The 16426-nt window shown below is 66.5% G+C and carries 23 protein-coding genes; 14 read left to right on the plus strand and 9 right to left on the minus strand.

Features of this window, described 5'->3' with window-relative positions:
• The first annotated feature begins 52 nt into the window (after window positions 1–52).
• The 3 genes from FEJ81_RS03140 to lwrS all read left to right on the plus strand — a co-directional run bounded on the left by FEJ81_RS03140 (window position 53) and on the right by lwrS (window position 1548).
• Window positions 53–712 (plus strand): helix-turn-helix domain-containing protein, encoded by a 660-nt coding sequence (locus tag FEJ81_RS03140; RefSeq protein ID WP_138243904.1) that lies wholly within the window; start codon window positions 53–55, stop codon window positions 710–712.
• 81 nt (window positions 713–793) lie between these two features.
• Window positions 794–1075: a 4a-hydroxytetrahydrobiopterin dehydratase gene (locus tag FEJ81_RS03145; RefSeq protein WP_138243905.1), complete on the plus strand. Its 282-nt coding sequence runs from the start codon at window positions 794–796 to the stop codon at window positions 1073–1075.
• Between the two features lie 80 nt (window positions 1076–1155).
• A complete protein-coding gene (gene lwrS, locus FEJ81_RS03150; protein WP_138243906.1) occupies window positions 1156–1548 on the plus strand; it encodes an LWR-salt protein in 393 nt (130 codons plus the stop codon).
• Window positions 1549–1591: 43 nt separating this feature from the next.
• On the opposite strand, the gene FEJ81_RS03155 is transcribed toward lwrS, so the two are convergent.
• Together FEJ81_RS03155 and FEJ81_RS03160 are read right to left on the minus strand one after the other, a co-directional pair.
• The gene (locus FEJ81_RS03155) at window positions 1592–2020 is read right to left on the minus strand and encodes a VOC family protein (RefSeq protein WP_138243907.1); all 429 of its coding nucleotides are present in this window, start codon (window positions 2018–2020) and stop codon (window positions 1592–1594) included.
• Window positions 2021–2141: 121 nt separating this feature from the next.
• The gene (locus tag FEJ81_RS03160; RefSeq protein WP_138243908.1) at window positions 2142–2504 is read right to left on the minus strand and encodes a cupin domain-containing protein; all 363 of its coding nucleotides are present in this window, start codon (window positions 2502–2504) and stop codon (window positions 2142–2144) included.
• Window positions 2505–2587: 83 nt separating this feature from the next.
• On the opposite strand from FEJ81_RS03160, the gene FEJ81_RS03165 reads away from it, so the two are divergent.
• From FEJ81_RS03165 to FEJ81_RS03175, 3 genes are read left to right on the plus strand one after another with little or no spacing between them, the layout of a single operon-like run.
• The gene (locus FEJ81_RS03165) at window positions 2588–3481 is read left to right on the plus strand and encodes an ABC transporter substrate-binding protein (protein ID WP_138243909.1); all 894 of its coding nucleotides are present in this window, start codon (window positions 2588–2590) and stop codon (window positions 3479–3481) included.
• A gap of 41 nt (window positions 3482–3522) precedes the next feature.
• Window positions 3523–4539: an ABC transporter substrate-binding protein gene (locus FEJ81_RS03170; protein ID WP_138243910.1), complete on the plus strand. Its 1017-nt coding sequence runs from the start codon at window positions 3523–3525 to the stop codon at window positions 4537–4539.
• On the plus strand, window positions 4536–5516 hold the full coding sequence (locus FEJ81_RS03175) for an ABC transporter substrate-binding protein (RefSeq protein ID WP_138243911.1): 981 nt from the start codon (window positions 4536–4538) through the stop codon (window positions 5514–5516). The genes FEJ81_RS03170 and FEJ81_RS03175 overlap by 4 nt, the downstream gene beginning before the upstream one ends.
• Before the next feature lie 37 nt (window positions 5517–5553).
• Here FEJ81_RS03175 and FEJ81_RS03180 read toward each other — a convergent pair whose 3' ends face one another.
• Window positions 5554–6054 carry a DUF7344 domain-containing protein gene (locus FEJ81_RS03180; protein WP_138243912.1) on the minus strand — a complete coding sequence of 167 codons (501 nt, stop codon included), beginning with the start codon at window positions 6052–6054 and terminating at the stop codon, window positions 5554–5556.
• A 206-nt stretch (window positions 6055–6260) separates the two neighbouring features.
• Here FEJ81_RS03180 and FEJ81_RS03185 point away from each other — a divergent pair, with 206 nt between their 5' ends.
• The 4 genes from FEJ81_RS03185 to FEJ81_RS03200 all read left to right on the plus strand — a co-directional run bounded on the left by FEJ81_RS03185 (window position 6261) and on the right by FEJ81_RS03200 (window position 8128).
• On the plus strand, window positions 6261–6896 hold the full coding sequence (locus FEJ81_RS03185; RefSeq protein ID WP_138243913.1) for an HAD family hydrolase: 636 nt from the start codon (window positions 6261–6263) through the stop codon (window positions 6894–6896).
• A 100-nt stretch (window positions 6897–6996) separates the two neighbouring features.
• The gene (locus tag FEJ81_RS03190; RefSeq protein ID WP_138243914.1) at window positions 6997–7479 is read left to right on the plus strand and encodes an Lrp/AsnC family transcriptional regulator; all 483 of its coding nucleotides are present in this window, start codon (window positions 6997–6999) and stop codon (window positions 7477–7479) included.
• Between the two features lie 146 nt (window positions 7480–7625).
• Complete coding sequence (locus tag FEJ81_RS03195; RefSeq protein WP_138243915.1) at window positions 7626–7934, plus strand: HalOD1 output domain-containing protein; 309 nt, start codon at window positions 7626–7628, stop codon at window positions 7932–7934.
• Window positions 7931–8128, plus strand: a complete 198-nt coding sequence (locus FEJ81_RS03200; protein ID WP_138243916.1) for a hypothetical protein — start codon at window positions 7931–7933, stop codon at window positions 8126–8128. The genes FEJ81_RS03195 and FEJ81_RS03200 overlap by 4 nt, the downstream gene beginning before the upstream one ends.
• A 47-nt stretch (window positions 8129–8175) precedes the next feature.
• On the opposite strand, the gene FEJ81_RS03205 is transcribed toward FEJ81_RS03200, so the two are convergent.
• A complete protein-coding gene (locus tag FEJ81_RS03205; protein ID WP_138243917.1) occupies window positions 8176–8439 on the minus strand; it encodes a glutathione S-transferase N-terminal domain-containing protein in 264 nt (87 codons plus the stop codon).
• Window positions 8440–8583: 144 nt separating this feature from the next.
• Between FEJ81_RS03205 and FEJ81_RS03210 the strand changes: the two genes are divergently transcribed.
• A complete protein-coding gene (locus tag FEJ81_RS03210) occupies window positions 8584–8916 on the plus strand; it encodes a hypothetical protein (protein WP_138243918.1) in 333 nt (110 codons plus the stop codon).
• Window positions 8917–9068: 152 nt separating this feature from the next.
• Here the strand turns inward: FEJ81_RS03210 and hemA are convergent, their stop codons facing one another.
• The 4 genes from hemA to FEJ81_RS03230 form a co-directional block, all read right to left on the minus strand.
• Entirely contained in the window at window positions 9069–10412 is a 1344-nt protein-coding gene (gene hemA / locus FEJ81_RS03215) for a glutamyl-tRNA reductase (protein WP_138246705.1), read from the minus strand.
• On the minus strand, window positions 10412–11068 hold the full coding sequence (locus FEJ81_RS03220; protein ID WP_138243919.1) for a precorrin-2 dehydrogenase/sirohydrochlorin ferrochelatase family protein: 657 nt from the start codon (window positions 11066–11068) through the stop codon (window positions 10412–10414). Before FEJ81_RS03220 ends, hemA begins: the two co-directional genes overlap by 1 nt.
• Window positions 11069–11096: 28 nt before the next feature.
• Complete coding sequence (gene ahbB / locus FEJ81_RS03225; RefSeq protein ID WP_138243920.1) at window positions 11097–12179, minus strand: siroheme decarboxylase subunit beta; 1083 nt, start codon at window positions 12177–12179, stop codon at window positions 11097–11099.
• A 201-nt stretch (window positions 12180–12380) separates the two neighbouring features.
• Window positions 12381–12785 carry a DUF5778 family protein gene (locus FEJ81_RS03230; RefSeq protein ID WP_138243921.1) on the minus strand — a complete coding sequence of 135 codons (405 nt, stop codon included), beginning with the start codon at window positions 12783–12785 and terminating at the stop codon, window positions 12381–12383.
• Between the two features lie 136 nt (window positions 12786–12921).
• Between FEJ81_RS03230 and uppS the strand changes: the two genes are divergently transcribed.
• Together uppS and FEJ81_RS03240 are read left to right on the plus strand one after the other, a co-directional pair.
• Window positions 12922–13854 carry a polyprenyl diphosphate synthase gene (uppS, locus tag FEJ81_RS03235; protein WP_138243922.1) on the plus strand — a complete coding sequence of 311 codons (933 nt, stop codon included), beginning with the start codon at window positions 12922–12924 and terminating at the stop codon, window positions 13852–13854.
• Between the two features lie 81 nt (window positions 13855–13935).
• On the plus strand, window positions 13936–14325 hold the full coding sequence (locus tag FEJ81_RS03240) for a DUF7344 domain-containing protein (RefSeq protein WP_138243923.1): 390 nt from the start codon (window positions 13936–13938) through the stop codon (window positions 14323–14325).
• Here FEJ81_RS03240 and FEJ81_RS03245 read toward each other — a convergent pair.
• Window positions 14322–14927, minus strand: a complete 606-nt coding sequence (locus tag FEJ81_RS03245) for an undecaprenyl diphosphate synthase family protein (protein ID WP_138246706.1) — start codon at window positions 14925–14927, stop codon at window positions 14322–14324. The genes FEJ81_RS03240 and FEJ81_RS03245 overlap by 4 nt on opposite strands.
• 159 nt (window positions 14928–15086) lie before the next feature.
• On the opposite strand from FEJ81_RS03245, the gene FEJ81_RS03250 reads away from it, so the two are divergent.
• Window positions 15087–16412, plus strand: coding sequence for a DUF92 domain-containing protein (locus tag FEJ81_RS03250; RefSeq protein WP_138243924.1), 1326 nt, complete (start codon window positions 15087–15089; stop codon window positions 16410–16412).
• Window positions 16413–16426: the final 14 nt, after the last annotated feature.

Raw genomic sequence — 16426 nt, forward strand, 5'->3', positions numbered from 1 at the left:
ATCACTCCCAGCGCAACAGCGGTTTTTACGCGTCGGCGGTGTACGACGCTCGATGTCGACGATAGCCGACCTCCGGCTTCCGGCGACGGAGACCGCGCTAGCGACCACCTTCGAACGCGCGCCAGCGGCCACGTTCGAACTCGAGTCGTCGGTCTCGAAGACGCGCCCGTCGCTGTGGGTGTCCGGCGTCGAGCGCGAGACGGCCGACGCCGCCTTCGCGGCCGACCCCTCGGTCGAGGACGCCGAACTCCTCGTCGAAACGGGATCGCGGCTGCTGTACGACGTGACCTTCGCCGAGGGCGCGGGGACGAACCGGCTCTGGGACGACCTGCTCGCGGACGGCGGCTCGCTGCTCGAGGCCCGGGCAAGCGACGGCTGGTGGCAGGTGACGGTGCGCTACCGCGATCGCGAGACGCTCTGTGACGCCTACGATCGGTTAGTCGACTGCGGCGTCAACGTCGATCTCCGACGGGTGACCGACGTGACCGACGTCGACGACCACGAGACGCGGCTGACCCCGGAACAGCAGGAAGCCCTCGAGGCAGCCCTCGAGTATGGCTACTTCGAAATCCCGCGCGGGATCTCGATGGAGGAACTGGCCGAGGAGCTGGGGATTTCCCATCAGGCGCTCTCCGAGCGGTTCCGCCGGGCCTACGAGACGCTGGTCGACGCCGAACTCGAGCCCGCGGGCGAGCAGTTCCGGTTCGACTGATGGCCGTCTCGACCGGTGATTGCCCGCAGGGAGGCGGAACACGACACAATCGTTATTTGGGTGGCTTACGTTCGGCTCCACATGGCTGACCTGCTTTCCGACGAGGAGATCGAGGAGCAACTCCCCGACGACTGGGACCGCGAGGACGACGAAATCGTCCGGACCTACGAGTTCGACGACTACCTCCGCGGCGTCAACTTCGCCCAGATGGTCGGCGAAATCGCCGAGGCGCAGTTTCACCACCCCGAGATCATCATTCGGTACGCCGGCGTCGAGATCCGACTGACCTCCCACGAGGAGGGCGGTATCACCGAGGACGACATCGAGATGGCGGAGCTGATCGAGTCCGAGCGCAACGCCTGATCCGGACACCAGTCCGTACGAGCGGACTCAAGATCGACACCATCACCGAAATCGATCCGGGCCGACCCGTCGATACCACGATGGATGCCAACTACACCTTCCGCGTTCGTTTCCGTATCGAACCCGCAGAAGCGTTCGTCTCCCTCGAGCCGGGCAGCGCCGAGACGACGGTCACGCTCTTTCGCGACGCGCCGGAGCCGGGCACCGAGGGCTGGCTCTTCTTCCGAAACACGCTCTGGCGCGGCGAGGTGTCCGACGAGGAGTACGCCCGTCGACTCGCCGCGGAGTGGCTCGGCGTCCCCGAGCGGACCGTCGAGGCCGTCGACTTCCGCGAACTCCAGACCGACGAGGCCTATCTCGAGGCCCTCGAGTCGGCAATCGCGGCGGACCTCGAGCTATTCAAGGCCGAGAGCGTCTCCGAGGTACTCTCGAAGTATCTGGGCTCGAGCATCCGCGTGACCGATTCGTCGTGAGGGTTCGAGGACCCGGCTCGAGCCCGGGCTCGGGCCCTCGTCGTCACTCGACGTCGTCGTGAGTCAGTAGCTGCCGGGACCGCTCGCCGTCGGGCTCGTCGTAGGTGACGACCTCGAGGAGGTTGCCGTCCGGATCGAGGAAGTAGAACCCCTCGAACGCCCCCCAGTCGTACGGCCCCTGTTTCGGGAACTGTTCGTCGAGGTCGGCCACCAGCGCGTCGTAGCTCCCGCGGTCGGTCTCGAACGCGAGATGAGCTTTGTCGAGCGGGTGCTCGAGTCCGCGGTCGCCCCAGTTCTCGGCACGGCCGGTTTCGGCGAGCGTGACGACGGTCTCGCCGGCCCGGAACATCGCGTGTGCGCCCCGAAAATCCGCGGGCGGTCTGACCAGTTCGAGTTCGAGAGTGTCGCGGTAGAACTCGTAGCAGGGCTCGAGGGCGTCGACATCGACGTTGATGTGATCGACGGCATCCATGCGAGCATCTACCACGGGCGGCCCCAATATACTATCCGTAGCGGCCGCTCCGAGTCGGCCTGCAAACCGGCCGTTCCCGCTCGGGACGGCTTTTCGGCGGCCGACACGCGTGTCGGCCGCGTCAGTCCTGATCGACCGCAGACGGCGTTCGCCGCCAGTCGGGTTCCTCCCGCGGCGGTGCGAGGACGCCGATGCCGACCGCGTCCTCGTCGGTCCGGTTTTCGGCCCCGTGGCGCTCGTCGCTCGAGAACATGTACGCGTCGCCGGCCGTGAGCGGGTACTCCTCGCCTTCGACGATGGCGGTGAGTTCCCCCTCGAGGACGAAGCCGATCTGTTCGTTCGCGTGCGTATGAGACGGTAGCGTGGCCCCCGATTCGATTTTCCAGTAGACCATGCCTGCTTGCTCCCCAGCAGGAAGGTCCGCGAGGGAGACCCCGTCGGCGACCTCCTCGAACTCCGCGTGGCCCGTCGATATCCGTTTCATGGGAACGGGGCTCACTCACCACGTCTGCACTGATAAACGTATCATGAAAACGTTTTAAGCCGCTCTCCGGTGTGCATTGTTCCATGTTAGCAGACCAATCGGTCCGGCTGTTCCACCTCCCGTTCTCGTTCATGCTGCCACAGACGGTGGCGGCCGAACGGGGCTACTACCGCGAGGAGGGACTCGCGGTCGACCTGGTCGAGCGAGACAGACGCGACGTCTCGGTCAAATACATCCCCGCGGAGGAGACGTTGACGGGCGACTACGACGTGGATCTCTACCCCATCTGCAAGTGGGAGAGCATCCGCCGGACGTGGGACATGGACGACGGCCGGGTCGTCGCGAACGGCACCTTCGCGAACCTCCCGTATACCGTCTTCACTCGCCCCGATTCCGCGATCGAGTCGCCAGCCGATCTCGCGGATGTGCCGGTCGGGGTCAATCTGCGGACCGGCCAAGAGTACACCGCCCGCAAAGCGCTCGAGGACCACGTCTCCCCCGACGAGATCGACCTCGTCGGCTGCGGGATGCCGACCGACCGACTCCGAGCGCTTCACGAGGGACGCGTCGACGCCGTGACGCTCATCGACCCCCACAGCACCCTCGCGGACCACCTCGGGTTCCGACGCCTCCTCGAGTACGACAACCACATGGGCATCGTCGGGAGCGAGGACATCGACCGGGACCTGCTCGAGGCGTTCCTGCGCGCTTACGGCCGTGCGGTCGCGGACATCAACGCGAACCCCGACGCCTTCCGCGGGACGTACCTCGAAATGCTCGAGGCCGACGCCGCGGTCGCGCCCGACCTGTTCGACGATGTCGACGTCGCGGCCGTCCGCGAGGAGATCACCGTGCCGCGGTACGAGGTCCCCGACCCCGTCGACCGCGAGGAACTCGACGACCACCTCGACTGGATGCGTGACCGCGGACTGATCGACGAGAACGCGGCGATCGACGACATCGTCGCGCCGCTGTAAGCGGTTCCGGCGATTCACACCAACTACCCCACACACCCACTATGACCGAAATCGACATCAGTTCACAACAGGCCGCGATCGACGAGTATCAGGGCGACCCCGGCGACCGCCCCGTCCTGCGGGCCCGATTCGAACACAACGGCAGCCCGCGGTACATGCTCTACACGATCAAGCGGTTCGGCTACGATCACGACCACGGCTTTCACCTCGACCTGCGACTCGTCTCCGACGAGTTAGACGAGGGCCGGGAGACCGTCGAGGCGAAACTGCAGGACGGTGACGCCGACCTGATCGACATCGACTACATCTCGACGGCCCGCGAGCGCGCCGACGGCGCGCCGATCGTCGCCTTCCACCCCTACGGCCAGACCGTCGGCGGCCTCGTCGTCCCCGAGGACTCCGGGATCGAGGGCCTCGCGGACCTCTCCGGCCACCGGATCGGCGTCGTCAGACGCCTCGACAAGAACTGGATCCTCGTCCGGGCGGCCTGCCGGGAGGCCCACGGCTTCGACCCCGACGAGACAGCCACGCCGGTCGAAGCCGGCTCGAAGGTCGAACTCACGCGGCTGCTCGAGGACGGTGAGGTCGACGCCATCTTGCAGTTCTGGCAGATCGTTCCGGAGATCGTCGAGACCGGGCCGTACCGCGAGGTGCTGCCGATGTCGACGCTGGTCGATCGCCTCGCCGGCACCGAAGCCGACGCCGATCGCCCGATCCCCGTCTCGACGTTCCTGACGAGCGAGACGTACCTGACCGATCACCCCGATGCGGTCCGCGGGTTCCGCGGCGCGTTTCAGGATGCCGTCGAGCGATTACAGCGCGACGACGGCCTCTGGGACGAGATCGGCGAGCGGCTCATGTACGAGGACGATCCCGAGGTCGTCCGAGCCGTCCGCGACCGGTGGCGCGCGATGGTCGTCGCCGACTGGGACGAGACCACTGTCGAGGGAATGGAACGGCTGTTCGACCACCTCGAATCGGTCGCCGGCGCGGATGCACTCGGCGTCGAGGAGCTCCCCGAGGGGCTGTTCCGACCCGAACTCGAGGTGGAGGCATGACGGACGCCCCCCTCTCGTTTCAGCTCAACTGGGAGCCGAACGGGTTTCAGTCGCCGTACTTCCTCGCCCGCGAGGCGGGCTTCTACGAGGACGAAGACCTCGAGGTCGAGTTCGTCGAGGGCCACGGCTCGCCCTACGCGGCCAAACGCGCCGCCCGCGGCGATGCGGATATCGCGCTCGCCGGCGCGAGCGCCGTCTTGGCGAAACAGAGCGAGGGGTTCGAGCCGCTCGCGGTCGCGGCGGTGACCCAGAAGACGCCGGCGGCCGTCTACACGCTGCGGGACGTCTTCGGCGAGGAGCTTACCGAACCCGCACAACTCGCCGGCCGAACCGTCGCGCCCTCCGCGACGAAGACGCGGATCCTCACGGCCCAGTTACTCGAGGACGCGGGCATCCGCGACGAGGTCGACCTCCTCGAGGTCGATCCGCACACGCACCACCGCGTCCAGCACAAGGTGATCGACGGGACGGTCGACGCCGCGGTCGGCGTGGTCACCAACGGGATCGAAATCGGGCGAGAGCACGACCGGACGCCCGACGAACTCCCGATCGGCGAGTATCTCGACATCTACGGGATGACGCTCGTCACCGGTCCCGAGTTCGCCGACGAACGACCCGAGACGATCCGATCGTTCCTCCGGGCGACCGCCCGCGGCTGGGCCGCCGCGACCCGCGATCCGGAGCGCGCGATCGACGTACTGGTCGACCGCAACGCCACGCTCGAGCGCAACCGGGAGATCGAGCGACTGAAGTTCGAGACCGCCGCCCATCAACTCCAGTTCACGCCGTACGTCCGGGACCACGGCTGGGGCGCACAGGACGGGGATCGCTGGCGGCGACTCGGCGAGACGCTCTCGGAGACGGCGCTGCTCGAGGGGGAGATCGACCCGGACGCGGTCTGGACCGACGAGTTCCGGCCCGCCGACGAGGCGCTCGTCGCGGAGTACGCCGACCGCGTTCGGCCGACGGCGGAGTAATCGCGGCGAGGGACGTCCCCGCTCCGCTACCGGTCGATCACCGATCGTCTCGGGACCGGTCGGGAGCCGCCGTCGCGTCGCTCTCACCGGACCCGTCGTCGCGATCGGGGTCGGCGCGGGTGCAGCCGCGCTCGTCGAAGGTTGCACACGCGTCGAGCAGCGTTTTGACCGGCGCCGACGGGTGGTCGAGGCGAAGCGTTCCGGTCCGCCGATCGTACGAGACGACGCCGGCGTCCGCCAGCATCGGGAGCTCGACGTGGACGAGCGATATCTCAACGGTCTCGCGGCGACGTTCGGACACCTCCTTCGGGGACGTGCGATCTAACCGAGCGGCGACGCGTCTAGCGAGACCACCGACGTCCGCGACGTCGTCCTCGCGGAGACAATAGAGGACGCAGCGTCGGCGCCGCTCGCTCAACACCCGTACGAACTCGTCGAGGGCGGGGACGCCGCCGTCGGTTACCGTCGCGGAGGCCGCGTCGCCCTCGATAGCTGCGTCGCGCCCGCTCCGCTCGGAGCCGCCGTTCCCTTCGACCATGATATCACTCGAGAGTACCACGGAGTTATATATTTGGGATGGTACGACACCACATTTATCTGTGATCTAACGATAATACCAGTAAATTTTGCAACGGCCGCACATTCGTCACGCCGATAATTCGCATACGTCGCCTGTCGCATCGAGATTGCGTGTCGGTTGCGGCGATAAGCATTTACTGCCGACGGCCGTAGTCGTGCGTCCGAATGGCCCTCGAGCGCAACTATGACTTCTGGCTGCTCGACCTCGACGGCACCCTCGTCGACGTCGAGTGGTCCTACACTCGCGACGTGTTCGACCGGGTCGGCGACCGGGTCGGCCGCGAGTTCACTGACCGGGAGGCAGATATCCTCTGGAGCGGCCTCACCGGCTCTCGCGACCGCCAACTCGAGGAGTGGGGTGTCGACCCCGTCGAGTTCTGGGAGGCCTTCCACGACGAGGAAGACCCCATGGTCCGAGCCGAACAGACTTATCTCCACGAGGACGCGGCGTTCGTCGCCGACCTCGAGGTGCCGGTCGGCCTGGTCACGCACTGTCAGGAGTTCCTCGCCGAACCCGTCCTGGACCACCTCGGGATCGGCGACTGGTTCGACGCGCGCCTGTGCTGTACCGAGGAGACGGGCTGGAAGCCCGATCCGGGGCCCGTCCAGTCGGTCATGTCCGAACTGGGCGTCGGTCACAACGGCCACCGAGGCGTGCTTGCGGGCGACGGCGCCTGCGACGTCGGCGCGGCGTGGAACGCCGGCCTCGACGCGATCCACGTCGAACGGGTCGGCCACGAGCGGCGTGGCCAGTGCGTGCTCGGCGACTACCGCGTCCAGTCGTTCGCGGAACTGTACTGAGCGATCGCCGCTCGAGAGCGCCGGCAGCGGAACCGGCCCGAGTCCGACCCGACGATATTTCAAGGCCAGTACCCTTTTCGATCGACGGCGGACCGTCCGTATGGAACTCGACGGCACGGACCACGCGATCCTCTACCTCCTGCAGGCGGAGAGTCGCGCGGATTTCACCCACGACGAGATCGCCGAGCGGATCGATGTCTCCTCGAGCACCGTCAGCAACCGCATCCAGCGGCTGGAAGACGAGGGGGTCCTCGAGAAGTTCGATCCGGTAATCAACTACGAAAAGGCGGGTGCGCCCCACCACATTTTGTTCGTCTGTACGGCTCCAATCCCCGAGCGCAGGGACCTCTGCGAGCGGACGATCGAGCTGTCGAACGTCGTCCACGCTCGCGAACTGCTGACCGGATCGCAGAACCTGCACGTCGAAGTCGTCGGTATGCAGGCCGGAGACGTCGAGTCGACCGCCGAAGAATTGGACGGCCTCGGCCTCGAGATCGAACGCTCCGAGATGCTCAGAACGGAGTACAGCCGCCCCTACGATCACTTCGGCTACGAACTCGTCGACGAACCGGACTCGGGATGAGAACGGCCGATAAATACTTGCGGAGATGGCTCGGAGCAGATTATTCCTTCCTTTTGTGGACCGCAGCCAGAACCGATCTTTCCTGCTGGCCAGCAGCAACAAGATATACCACTATTCTTATGTATTTCACCGGCCTTACTCGGATAATGGATTCTCAGCCCTCGAACCGAACCGCCGACGATGCACAGGCTCCGGTGTCGGTCCGCGTCGTCGAAGCGGTCGCGGAACGCGAAGGGATCGATCCGCTCGAACTTTCGCCACCGCTTCACGACGCGATCGATCCGACCGCGCTGGACGACCTCTTTGAATCGAACCGATCCCGGCAGCGGGACGCCGGTTCCGTTTCGTTCACCTACTGTGGATACAGCGTTCGCGTCGAGAGCGACGGCCGGGTCGACCTCGAGACCGAGACCGAAAGGGATTCAGGAGTCCGGTCGGAGACGAATTCACGATGAAGTACTGTCTCGACTGCGACTGGAGTCTGAACGCGACCGACGAACCGTCCCAGCGGGACCGCTCGCAGGCGGCCATCGACCACCACGTCGACACGGGACACACGATCGACTCGAGCGAATCGATCGTCCGTCCGACCGCGCCAGATGTCGCCGGTGAGGTCCTCGTTCGCGATCTGGTTCCCTCGAGCGACTGAGCGGTCGATCGCGCGTCTCGGAGCGACAGTCCCTGACAGCGACCCCGTTACCCGTAGTGTTCCTCGAGGTAGTCGACGATGTCCTCGCTCTCGTAGAGTTGTTCCTCGCGGTCGGTATCGACGAGGAACGGGATCGCATCCTCGCCGCCGAGGTCAGTCATCGCCCGCTGGGCCCACTCGTTGAGCACGTCACCGCCCTCGTGGCCGGGCCGTCGCGGGTTGTGAATCACGTACGAGACGCCGAGGTCCGTCAGTTTCTCGCGGACATCGCTGCTGTGCGGACAGCTCTCCGCCTGATAGAGTTCGAGCATGAGACGGTCGACCACGCCGCGTCGTGTAAACGTTGGCCGCGCACCGTCCGGCGGCTGCGATTGGTTGCCAATTCACCGTATTCATCCATTCTTACCATTCTATCGACAGGAAAGCTTATGCCGGGATACTCGGGTTATCGGAGCATGGCACGCGATACACCGGTACAGAACCGGACCGCCACGGCCGCAACTGACAGTACACTTCCAAATCTCGTAACAATCGTTGGACGAGGCGTCCCCTCGAACTACGAGATTGCCGTCGACGGCGACCTCGAGATGCTCGCCGCCGATCCCGTCGCCGAGGGAACCGTCGTCGCCGGCGGCGTCGCCGAGGGCGCGATAGACGTCGGCGTCCAGCGCTTCCGCTTTTCCGGCCAGATGGCGAACGTTCGTCTCGTCGACTGGAACGGGAACGAAGCGCCCGACTCCGCGAGCGTCCCGACGGTCCACGTCGAGTACGGCGCACCGGACCGGTAACAGTTCGACACGGCCGACTCCGGGTAGGGGTTTCTGCAGTTCCGTACGACTCGATCGCTCACTCTAGAGCGCCAGTAGTGCGACCGCTACAGAGGAACTGGTGGTCTCGAGTCACGACGATTCGAAAAGCCGCTCGCTCGCCCGCCGATCGCTCAGTCGTCGTCGGTCGCGCCGATTCCCGAATCGGGGTTCGCGGTGATGGCCGACGGCGGCGCGAGCGGGCCGTCATCGGCGTCGAACTCCGGATTGAATAGTTGCAGGGCGGTGTGGATGGTACTCCAGTCGTCCTCCGCCGCCGCCTCGCGTAGGCTCTTGGTCGGCGGGGCGAGCAACTGGTTGACCAGCGCGTCGGCCATCGCTTCGACGACCTCGCGTTGCTCCTCGGTAGTTTCCTCCCCGAGGTTCGAGAGCGCGGTCTCGACCTCTCGCTCCTTGATCCGCTCGGCGGACTCATACATCGCCGCGATCGCCTCGTCGGCGCGGGCCCGTTTGTACTGCTCGGTCAGCAGGTCGAACTCCGCGTCGATCATCGCCTCGACCTCGCGGGCCGCGTCGGCCCGCTGCTCGCGGGTCTCCTCGGTGATCGACTCGAGGTCGTCCAGATCGAAGACACGAACCGACGGCAGCGCGTCGGCCGCCGGGGACACGTCCCGCGGCTGGCCGAGGTCAACGACCACCTGCTCGGTCTCTGAGTCCCCCGCCTCGTCGGTCTCTCCCTCGAGTTGACGGGGGCCGAGGATCGGGTTCTCGCTTCCGGTCGCTGTGACGACGACATCGGCGCGGCTCGCGACGGTATCGAGCGCCTCGAGCGGCGCGGCCGTGGCGTTCGTCTCGTCCTCGATGTCGCTGACGAGGTGGTCGGCGTGGGCGACGGTCCGGTTGGCGACGACGAGTTCGTCGACCCCGGCGGCCGCGAGGCTGCGCGCAGCGAGTTGTCCCATCTCGCCGGCACCGACGACCAGCGCGGTCGCCCCCTCGAGGGCGATTTCGGCGGCTGCTCGGCGCGTCGCGGCCGAGCCCAGCGAGACGACGCCCTCGTTGATACCGGTCTCGGTGCGGGCACGCTCGCCGACGTGGATCGCCTTCGTGACGGCGGCCTCGAGCATCGAGCCGATGCCGCCGGCGTCGCGGGCGTCCTCGTAGGCGGTCCGGACCTGCCCGATGATCTGGTCCTCGCCGAGGATCACCGACTCGAGTCCGGCGGCCACCCGAAGCAGGTGCTGCAGGCTCTCGTCGTGGTCGGTCGTGACGACGGCGTCGTCGTCGACCCCGGCGAAAAGTTCCTCGAGGGCGGCCCGACCGATGGCGTGGTCGGGAGCGACGACGTACGCCTCGACTCGGTTACACGTCGAGAGGACGTACGCCTCCTCGATATCGGGAACGGTCAGGAGTTCGTCTACGGCAGCCCCCTGACTGTCGGGACTGGCGACGGCCAGTTGGTCGACGCTACCGCTCTCGTGGGTCACTCGTGCAGCGGTCACGACCCCGGTCGACATCATGGCCGATCACCCCCAGTCGATAGTTCCTCGCCGAGCACGTCCTCAATCACTTGACGGTAGTTAGAAGTACCCGTACGTAAAGCTGTCCAAACCTCCGGAGAATTGACGACATCCGTGACGATCTCTCGTCGTCGGCCCGCCGATACGTCCCGCGATTTGAGTTCCTCGCGCAGCCCCCCGCAGGCTCGAGCCATCTCACCGGCCCCGTCGACCGTCTCCTCGAGTTCCTGTCGCAGGTACTTGCTCAGCGCGGGTGCCGTGCCGCCGGTCGCGACCGCGACGGTAACGGGGTCCTCGCGCACGGTCGCGGGAACGACGACGCTGTCGGACTCGCGCTCGCCCGACCGATCCGCCCGGTTGACGAGCACCCCCTGATCACGGGCCGCGTCGGCGACGGCTCGGTTGATCGCCTCGTCGTCCGTCGCGGCGACGACCAGGGCGGGCGCGGTCCGCTCGAGCCACGCCGGAACGTCGTCGGCGGCGGGCCCGGCCCGGATCAGTTCGGCGTCGCCGAAGTCCCGATCGGTAAACGCCGGGCTGAGGACGATCACCCGCGCCTCGCGGGCGAATCGGCGTGCCTTCCGGGCCCCGACGGGTCCGCCGCCGAAGATCAGCACCGTCTCGTTCGTGAAATCGTGGAGAAGTGGAATCATTGGAGATACTCTGGCACGTCCGGCGGCGCTACTGCGCTCTGGTGTTCGCGTCGGCTCGCTCTGCCATCCGTATACCGGTCTTCTTCAATATTTGCGTCGAGTGCAAGGTGTCCCAGTCGTCGGGAGTTACGTCCCAATATTCCTCCATCCGTTCCCGAACCTGTTCGACTCGCTGGCGGCTCTCTTCCTCGCTGCGGCCGTGGGTCATCGCGAAGAAGTTGTACGGCCAGACGCCCTCGTGGCGCGGCCGCCGGTAACAGTGGGTGACGAACGGTAAGGCGGCGACCTCCGGGCCGACCTCGGGAACGACATCGTCCGGGACGTTCCAGACCGTCATCCCGTTTTCCGTGTACCCCAGCGCGTAGTGGTTCGGCACGACGCCGATCCGGCGGATCTTCCCCTCGCGTTCGAACCGCGTGATCGTCTCGAGCACCCAGTCGATCTCCTGCCCGATCGCATCGGCGATGTCCGCATACGGCGTTTCTGTCAGGGGGACTCCGTCCTGAATCTCGAGGACGAGGTCCCGCTCGGCCGGCGACAGCACGGCGGCGTCGGTCGGCGCGATGTCGGGGCCGAGCGCCGAGCAGTCGACGCCGGCGGCCTCGATATCGCCCCCGCCGTCGAGTGGGCCGTCGACGTAGAACTTGGCCTCGACGCGGAACTCCTGTCGTTTGGGCAGGTTGTACGTCGCTTGGCCCGTCTCGTCCTCGATCTCGGCGAGCACCGTCTCGACGCGGTCCTCGTCGGCGACGCTCACGACGAACCAGACGTTCAGGTGCGGGTGCTCGCGCTCGTAGTTGTGGGCCACCTCGCGCCGGTCGTTGACCGCCTCGACGATCTCGTCGAACCGATCGTCGGGGGCGTGCATGGCGACCAGCGTCGCCGCGCCGCCGATCTCTTGGGCGTTGACGAGGGCCCCGAACCGCGAGAGCACGCCGCGCTCGTCGAGGTCCCGAACCGTCTCGAGCAGTTCCGTCGCATCGATGTCGACCCCGCGGTCGCGCATGGCCGCCGCGGCGTCCTCGAACGGCCGTTCCACGACGGGAAACCCGCCCTGAAAGGCGTTGACGACCGCCCGTTCGCGCTCGGTGAGGTCGACGTCCGTAGTCATACGAAATACTCGGGACTGACGGTGTATAAGCGAATTGGAACCGCACCCGGCGAGAGCTATCTGACTGTCCGATCGGTCGCAGGCTCTCCCGAAAATACCGGCCCGCTCGACCCGTTATAGTCGCTCTTGAAAATCAATGCACACCCGATCGCAGGATAGCGTTGCGATCGGTGTGTAACTCGTTTCAAGAGCGACGATAGTTCACTCGCCCTCGACGCCCATTACGTCGAAGCCCAGATCGCGAACGTCCTCGAGGATCGCCTCGTGGTCCGCGCTCGCCTTGTAGTAGATGACGATATCGAAACTGCCCTCCCGCAGCAGTTGCTGGCACTCCCAGACGAACTCCTCGTCCTCGAGGGTTAGCCCCTGATGCTGATTCGAGGAGAAGTCGGGATCGTCGTTGCCCGAATAGACGTAGCAGTCTTTCGGGTCGTACCCGGAGTGTTCGGCGATGATGTCGCCGACGTCGATCGTTGCCTGCATCATCTTGACGTCTTCCTGCCCGTCGTAATCGGTTCGGACGACCGCCCCGTTGAGGGCGATGTCCCCGGGCTCGAGCAGTGCCTTGGTCCGCCGGTAGAGGTCGTCGTCGATCGCGTCTGGCATTGGCGGCCGTTCGCAGTCCGGACGGATAGCCGTCACGATTCCCCCGTCCGGCGGCCCCGACAAAAGACGGGACCGATTCTCACTGCGGATGGGTCACACGCAAGACACATAGTGTTCAATGACCTTTTGTCGGGTAATGAAGCGGTGGCTCCGTCAGCGCGTCGACACGGCCTACGAGCGGCTGCTCTCTCGGGAGATCTCCGGCGCACCGACGCACGTCGCGGTGATTCAGGACGGGAACCGACGGTACGCCCGCAGTCAGGGCGGCGACGCCCACGAGGGCCACCGTGCAGGAGCCGAAACGACCGAACGGGTCCTCGAGTGGTGTCAGGACATCGGCGTCGAGGAGCTGACGCTGTACACGTTCTCGACGGAGAACTTCGACCGCCCCGACGAGCAAAACGAGGCGCTGTTCGACCTGCTCTGCGAGAAGCTCCACGAGTTCGCGGACGCCGACCGCGTCCACGACAACGGGGTCTGTATTCGCGCGATCGGCGAGACGCAACTGCTGCCCGAACGGGTCCAAAACGCCATCGAGTACGCCGAACGCCGCACGCAGGACTACGACCAGTTCGTGCTCAACATCGCGCTCGCGTACGGCGGTCGCTCGCGACTGCTCGAGGCCACCCGCGGGGTCGCCGCCGACGTCGAGGCGGGCGACCTCGACCCCGACGCGATCGATATCGAGGACATCGAACGCCGGCTGTACGACCAGCCGATCCGGGACGTGGACCTGATTATTCGCCCCGCCGGCGAGGAGCGGACCTCGAACTTCCTGCCGTGGCACGCCAACGGCAACGAGGCCGCCGTCTTCTTCTGTACGCCCTACTGGCCGGAGTTCTCGAAAGCCGACTTCCTGCGCGGTATCCGGACCTACGAACACCGACAGGAGTCGTGGCGGCGGACCCGCGCCCGGCGCGCGTTGGCCCTGCTCGGAGCCGTCAGTGAGCCCGAACTCTCCGAGGCTCGCTCGATCGTCGACCGGTTTCGCGACTCGCTGCCCTCCTCGGAACGACCCGACGCTGGAGAACTCGAGGCGAACGACTCGAACAGCCGAATCGCGGACTGATCGGGCCGCGGTGTCGGTGTGGTCGCCGTCTCCCACCCCACCCAAAGACCTTTATTTGTCATTCGAACAACGATACGTACGATGTCGGCACCGACCAGCGCCCCAGCCATCGACGTCGAGCGGTTCGTTCGCCTCACGGATGTCCCGCTCGATGAGGCGTACGCGCTCCTCGCGAACCCCCGAACCCGTCTCACGCTCCACGTCCTCTCGGCGTGTGAACCACCGCTCTCGGTCGACAGGCTGACCGACGCCGTCGCCGGTCGAGACGACGCCGACGAACGCGCCGTCCGCCTTTCGCTCAACCACGTCGTCCTCCCGAAACTCGAGGCCCACGATGTCCTCGAGTACGACTGCGACGCGGACACCGTCCGGCTCGACAGGCCGGTCGTCGCCGCCGCTGATCCGGTCGCAGACCTCGCTGGCATTCCCGAATCGAGTTCGAACGACCCGCCGCGCGACTCGGCCGATTAGCGACCGAAGCGCCGCGACCGGTTGCAGTACTCGCGGACCGCCCGCAGAAAGTCCCGCTTGCGGAAGTCCCGCCAGTTCACGTCCGTGAAGTACAGCTCCGAGTAGACCGACTGCCAGATCATGAAATCCGAGAGCCGCTCCGCACCGGTCTTGATCACCAGATCCGGCTCCGACGGAAAGACGAGGTGGTCCTCGACGCGCTCGTCGTCGATCTCGTCGGGCTCGAGGTCGCCGTCGTCGACGCGCTCGGCGAGGGTTCGGACCGCGCTGGTGAACTCGTGTTTGCCGCCGAGCCCGATCCCGATCCGGATCGGCGCGTCGGCCCGTGCCTTGTCCTCCGGGCCGCGGACGGCGACCGGTCGCGGCGCATCGATAGTCTCGAGTTCGCGCTGCAGGGCCGGCACCGCCGCCGCGTCGAGGACGCTCACGTAGACCGTAATTTGCGAGGCGTACTCGACCGCCCACTCGAAGAAGTCGGTGAGCGTCTCGTAGGCACCCCGCTCTAACAGGTCGCGTTCGGTGATCACGAGCGCGACGTGGTCGGGCGGGTCGGCCTCGTGGCGGCGGATCCGGAGGGCCAGATACCGTTCGTACAGTCCCACGCCAGCGACTTTCACGGCCGGTGGCATACCGGTTACGGGTCGTCGCCACCGATACCCGTACGGCGAACCACCCCCGTTTCACGCATCTGAGCGGGTGCTACCCGACTCGAGACGGGTTCACGAAGCTTCAAGTGAACGCCACAGAAAGGGTCCGATATCGTGACAGCACCCGTTCGGCGAGCCGGCGTGTTCGCGGCCCTCTGTACCCTCTCGCTCGCGGTTCCGCTCTTCGATCCGCGGGCGGCGGCCGCGCTTGCCGGCGTCGTCCTGCTGGGTGCCTACGTGATCACCGGCGGACCGCTGTTCGATCTCCTCGCGTATCCGGGCGATTACGAGGATTCGCGCCTCTACGGTCTCATCACGTTCGTCCTCGCGGGGGTCGCGCTCGGCCTCATGGCGACCGCGGCGTCGATGCCGGTCGCCGTCTTCGTCGGCACGATACTGCTGGTCGGGTACGGCAACCTCGGCGAGCAACTCGTCCGACTCCGTACCGACGACTCGGTCGTCCGCGTCGCCTGCTTCTGTCTCGCTGCGATCGGGGCCGCCGTCGTCGGGCAGTCCGTCACCTACTCGGTCACCGGTGAGACCGCCGCGTCGGCACTGCCGGTCGTCGTCTTTCTGGCCGCCAGCGGGGCCCTGCTCGCCGCCCTCCTCCGCGATGTCCTGTTGCGGTCCGACGACCCGATCGTCGTCCTCTCGGTCGGCCTCCTCCTCTGGCTGCTCGCGGAACTCGAGCCGGCTATCAATAGCGGCGAAATCGCCGTCGCGCTCGCGATCACGGTCGCGTTCGGCTACGCCTCCTACGCGCTCGAGACGGCCTCCATCGCGGGGATGCTCACCGGCGTGTTGCTGGGGCTGTTGACGATCGTCCTCGGCGGCTACGGCTGGTTCGCCGTCCTCATCTCCTTTTTCGCCATCGGCGGCCTCTCGACGAAGTTCCGCTACGATCGGAAGGAGGACCTCGGCGTCGCCGAAGACAACAACGGGGCCCGGGGCAGCGGCAACGTCCTCGGCAACGCCGCCGTCGCGCTCGCCGCGGTCCTCGGCTACGCCGCCAGCGACGCCGGCTTCCTGCCCCGCGAGCCCGAACTGTTCCTCTTCGCCTTCGCCGGTTCCATCGCGACTGCGATGAGCGACACCCTCTCGAGCGAGATCGGCAGCGTCTTCGAGACGCCGCGGCTGATCACCACCCTCGAGCCGGTCGATCCCGGGACCGACGGCGGCGTCACGTGGCAGGGCGAACTCGCCGGTGTCATCGGTGCGGCCGTCGTCGCCGGCATCGCCTCCGGACTTTTTCCCGAGATCGGACTCCTCGGTGCGGCGGTCATCGCCGTCGCCGGCATCGTCGGGATGACCGTCGACAGCCTGCTCGGCGCGACCCTCGAGGGATCGCTGCTCGGGAACCAAAGCGTGAACTTCCTCGCGACGCTGTCCGGCGCGCTCGTCTGTGCGTTGCTGGTGCTCTCGTTTGCGATGCTCGGCTGAGTACGGGAGCGGGG

Source organism: Natrinema versiforme, assembly GCF_005576615.1.
GTDB classification, from domain to species: Archaea; Halobacteriota; Halobacteria; order Halobacteriales; family Natrialbaceae; genus Natrinema; species Natrinema versiforme_A.

What these genes read in the sequence shown, in the direction of transcription:
- FEJ81_RS03140 (WP_138243904.1), top strand. Translation starts at nt 53, where the DNA reads ATGTCGACGATAGCCGACCTCCGGCTTCCGGCGACGGAGACCGCGCTA.
- FEJ81_RS03145 (WP_138243905.1), top strand. Translation starts at nt 794, where the DNA reads ATGGCTGACCTGCTTTCCGACGAGGAGATCGAGGAGCAACTCCCCGAC.
- lwrS (WP_138243906.1), top strand. Translation starts at nt 1,156, where the DNA reads ATGGATGCCAACTACACCTTCCGCGTTCGTTTCCGTATCGAACCCGCA.
- FEJ81_RS03155 (WP_138243907.1), bottom strand. Translation starts at nt 2,020, where the DNA reads ATGGATGCCGTCGATCACATCAACGTCGATGTCGACGCCCTCGAGCCC.
- FEJ81_RS03160 (WP_138243908.1), bottom strand. Translation starts at nt 2,504, where the DNA reads ATGAAACGGATATCGACGGGCCACGCGGAGTTCGAGGAGGTCGCCGAC.
- FEJ81_RS03165 (WP_138243909.1), top strand. Translation starts at nt 2,588, where the DNA reads ATGTTAGCAGACCAATCGGTCCGGCTGTTCCACCTCCCGTTCTCGTTC.
- FEJ81_RS03170 (WP_138243910.1), top strand. Translation starts at nt 3,523, where the DNA reads ATGACCGAAATCGACATCAGTTCACAACAGGCCGCGATCGACGAGTAT.
- FEJ81_RS03175 (WP_138243911.1), top strand. Translation starts at nt 4,536, where the DNA reads ATGACGGACGCCCCCCTCTCGTTTCAGCTCAACTGGGAGCCGAACGGG.
- FEJ81_RS03180 (WP_138243912.1), bottom strand. Translation starts at nt 6,054, where the DNA reads ATGGTCGAAGGGAACGGCGGCTCCGAGCGGAGCGGGCGCGACGCAGCT.
- FEJ81_RS03185 (WP_138243913.1), top strand. Translation starts at nt 6,261, where the DNA reads ATGGCCCTCGAGCGCAACTATGACTTCTGGCTGCTCGACCTCGACGGC.
- FEJ81_RS03190 (WP_138243914.1), top strand. Translation starts at nt 6,997, where the DNA reads ATGGAACTCGACGGCACGGACCACGCGATCCTCTACCTCCTGCAGGCG.
- FEJ81_RS03195 (WP_138243915.1), top strand. Translation starts at nt 7,626, where the DNA reads ATGGATTCTCAGCCCTCGAACCGAACCGCCGACGATGCACAGGCTCCG.
- FEJ81_RS03200 (WP_138243916.1), top strand. Translation starts at nt 7,931, where the DNA reads ATGAAGTACTGTCTCGACTGCGACTGGAGTCTGAACGCGACCGACGAA.
- FEJ81_RS03205 (WP_138243917.1), bottom strand. Translation starts at nt 8,439, where the DNA reads ATGCTCGAACTCTATCAGGCGGAGAGCTGTCCGCACAGCAGCGATGTC.
- FEJ81_RS03210 (WP_138243918.1), top strand. Translation starts at nt 8,584, where the DNA reads ATGGCACGCGATACACCGGTACAGAACCGGACCGCCACGGCCGCAACT.
- hemA (WP_138246705.1), bottom strand. Translation starts at nt 10,412, where the DNA reads ATGTCGACCGGGGTCGTGACCGCTGCACGAGTGACCCACGAGAGCGGT.
- FEJ81_RS03220 (WP_138243919.1), bottom strand. Translation starts at nt 11,068, where the DNA reads ATGATTCCACTTCTCCACGATTTCACGAACGAGACGGTGCTGATCTTC.
- ahbB (WP_138243920.1), bottom strand. Translation starts at nt 12,179, where the DNA reads ATGACTACGGACGTCGACCTCACCGAGCGCGAACGGGCGGTCGTCAAC.
- FEJ81_RS03230 (WP_138243921.1), bottom strand. Translation starts at nt 12,785, where the DNA reads ATGCCAGACGCGATCGACGACGACCTCTACCGGCGGACCAAGGCACTG.
- uppS (WP_138243922.1), top strand. Translation starts at nt 12,922, where the DNA reads ATGAAGCGGTGGCTCCGTCAGCGCGTCGACACGGCCTACGAGCGGCTG.
- FEJ81_RS03240 (WP_138243923.1), top strand. Translation starts at nt 13,936, where the DNA reads ATGTCGGCACCGACCAGCGCCCCAGCCATCGACGTCGAGCGGTTCGTT.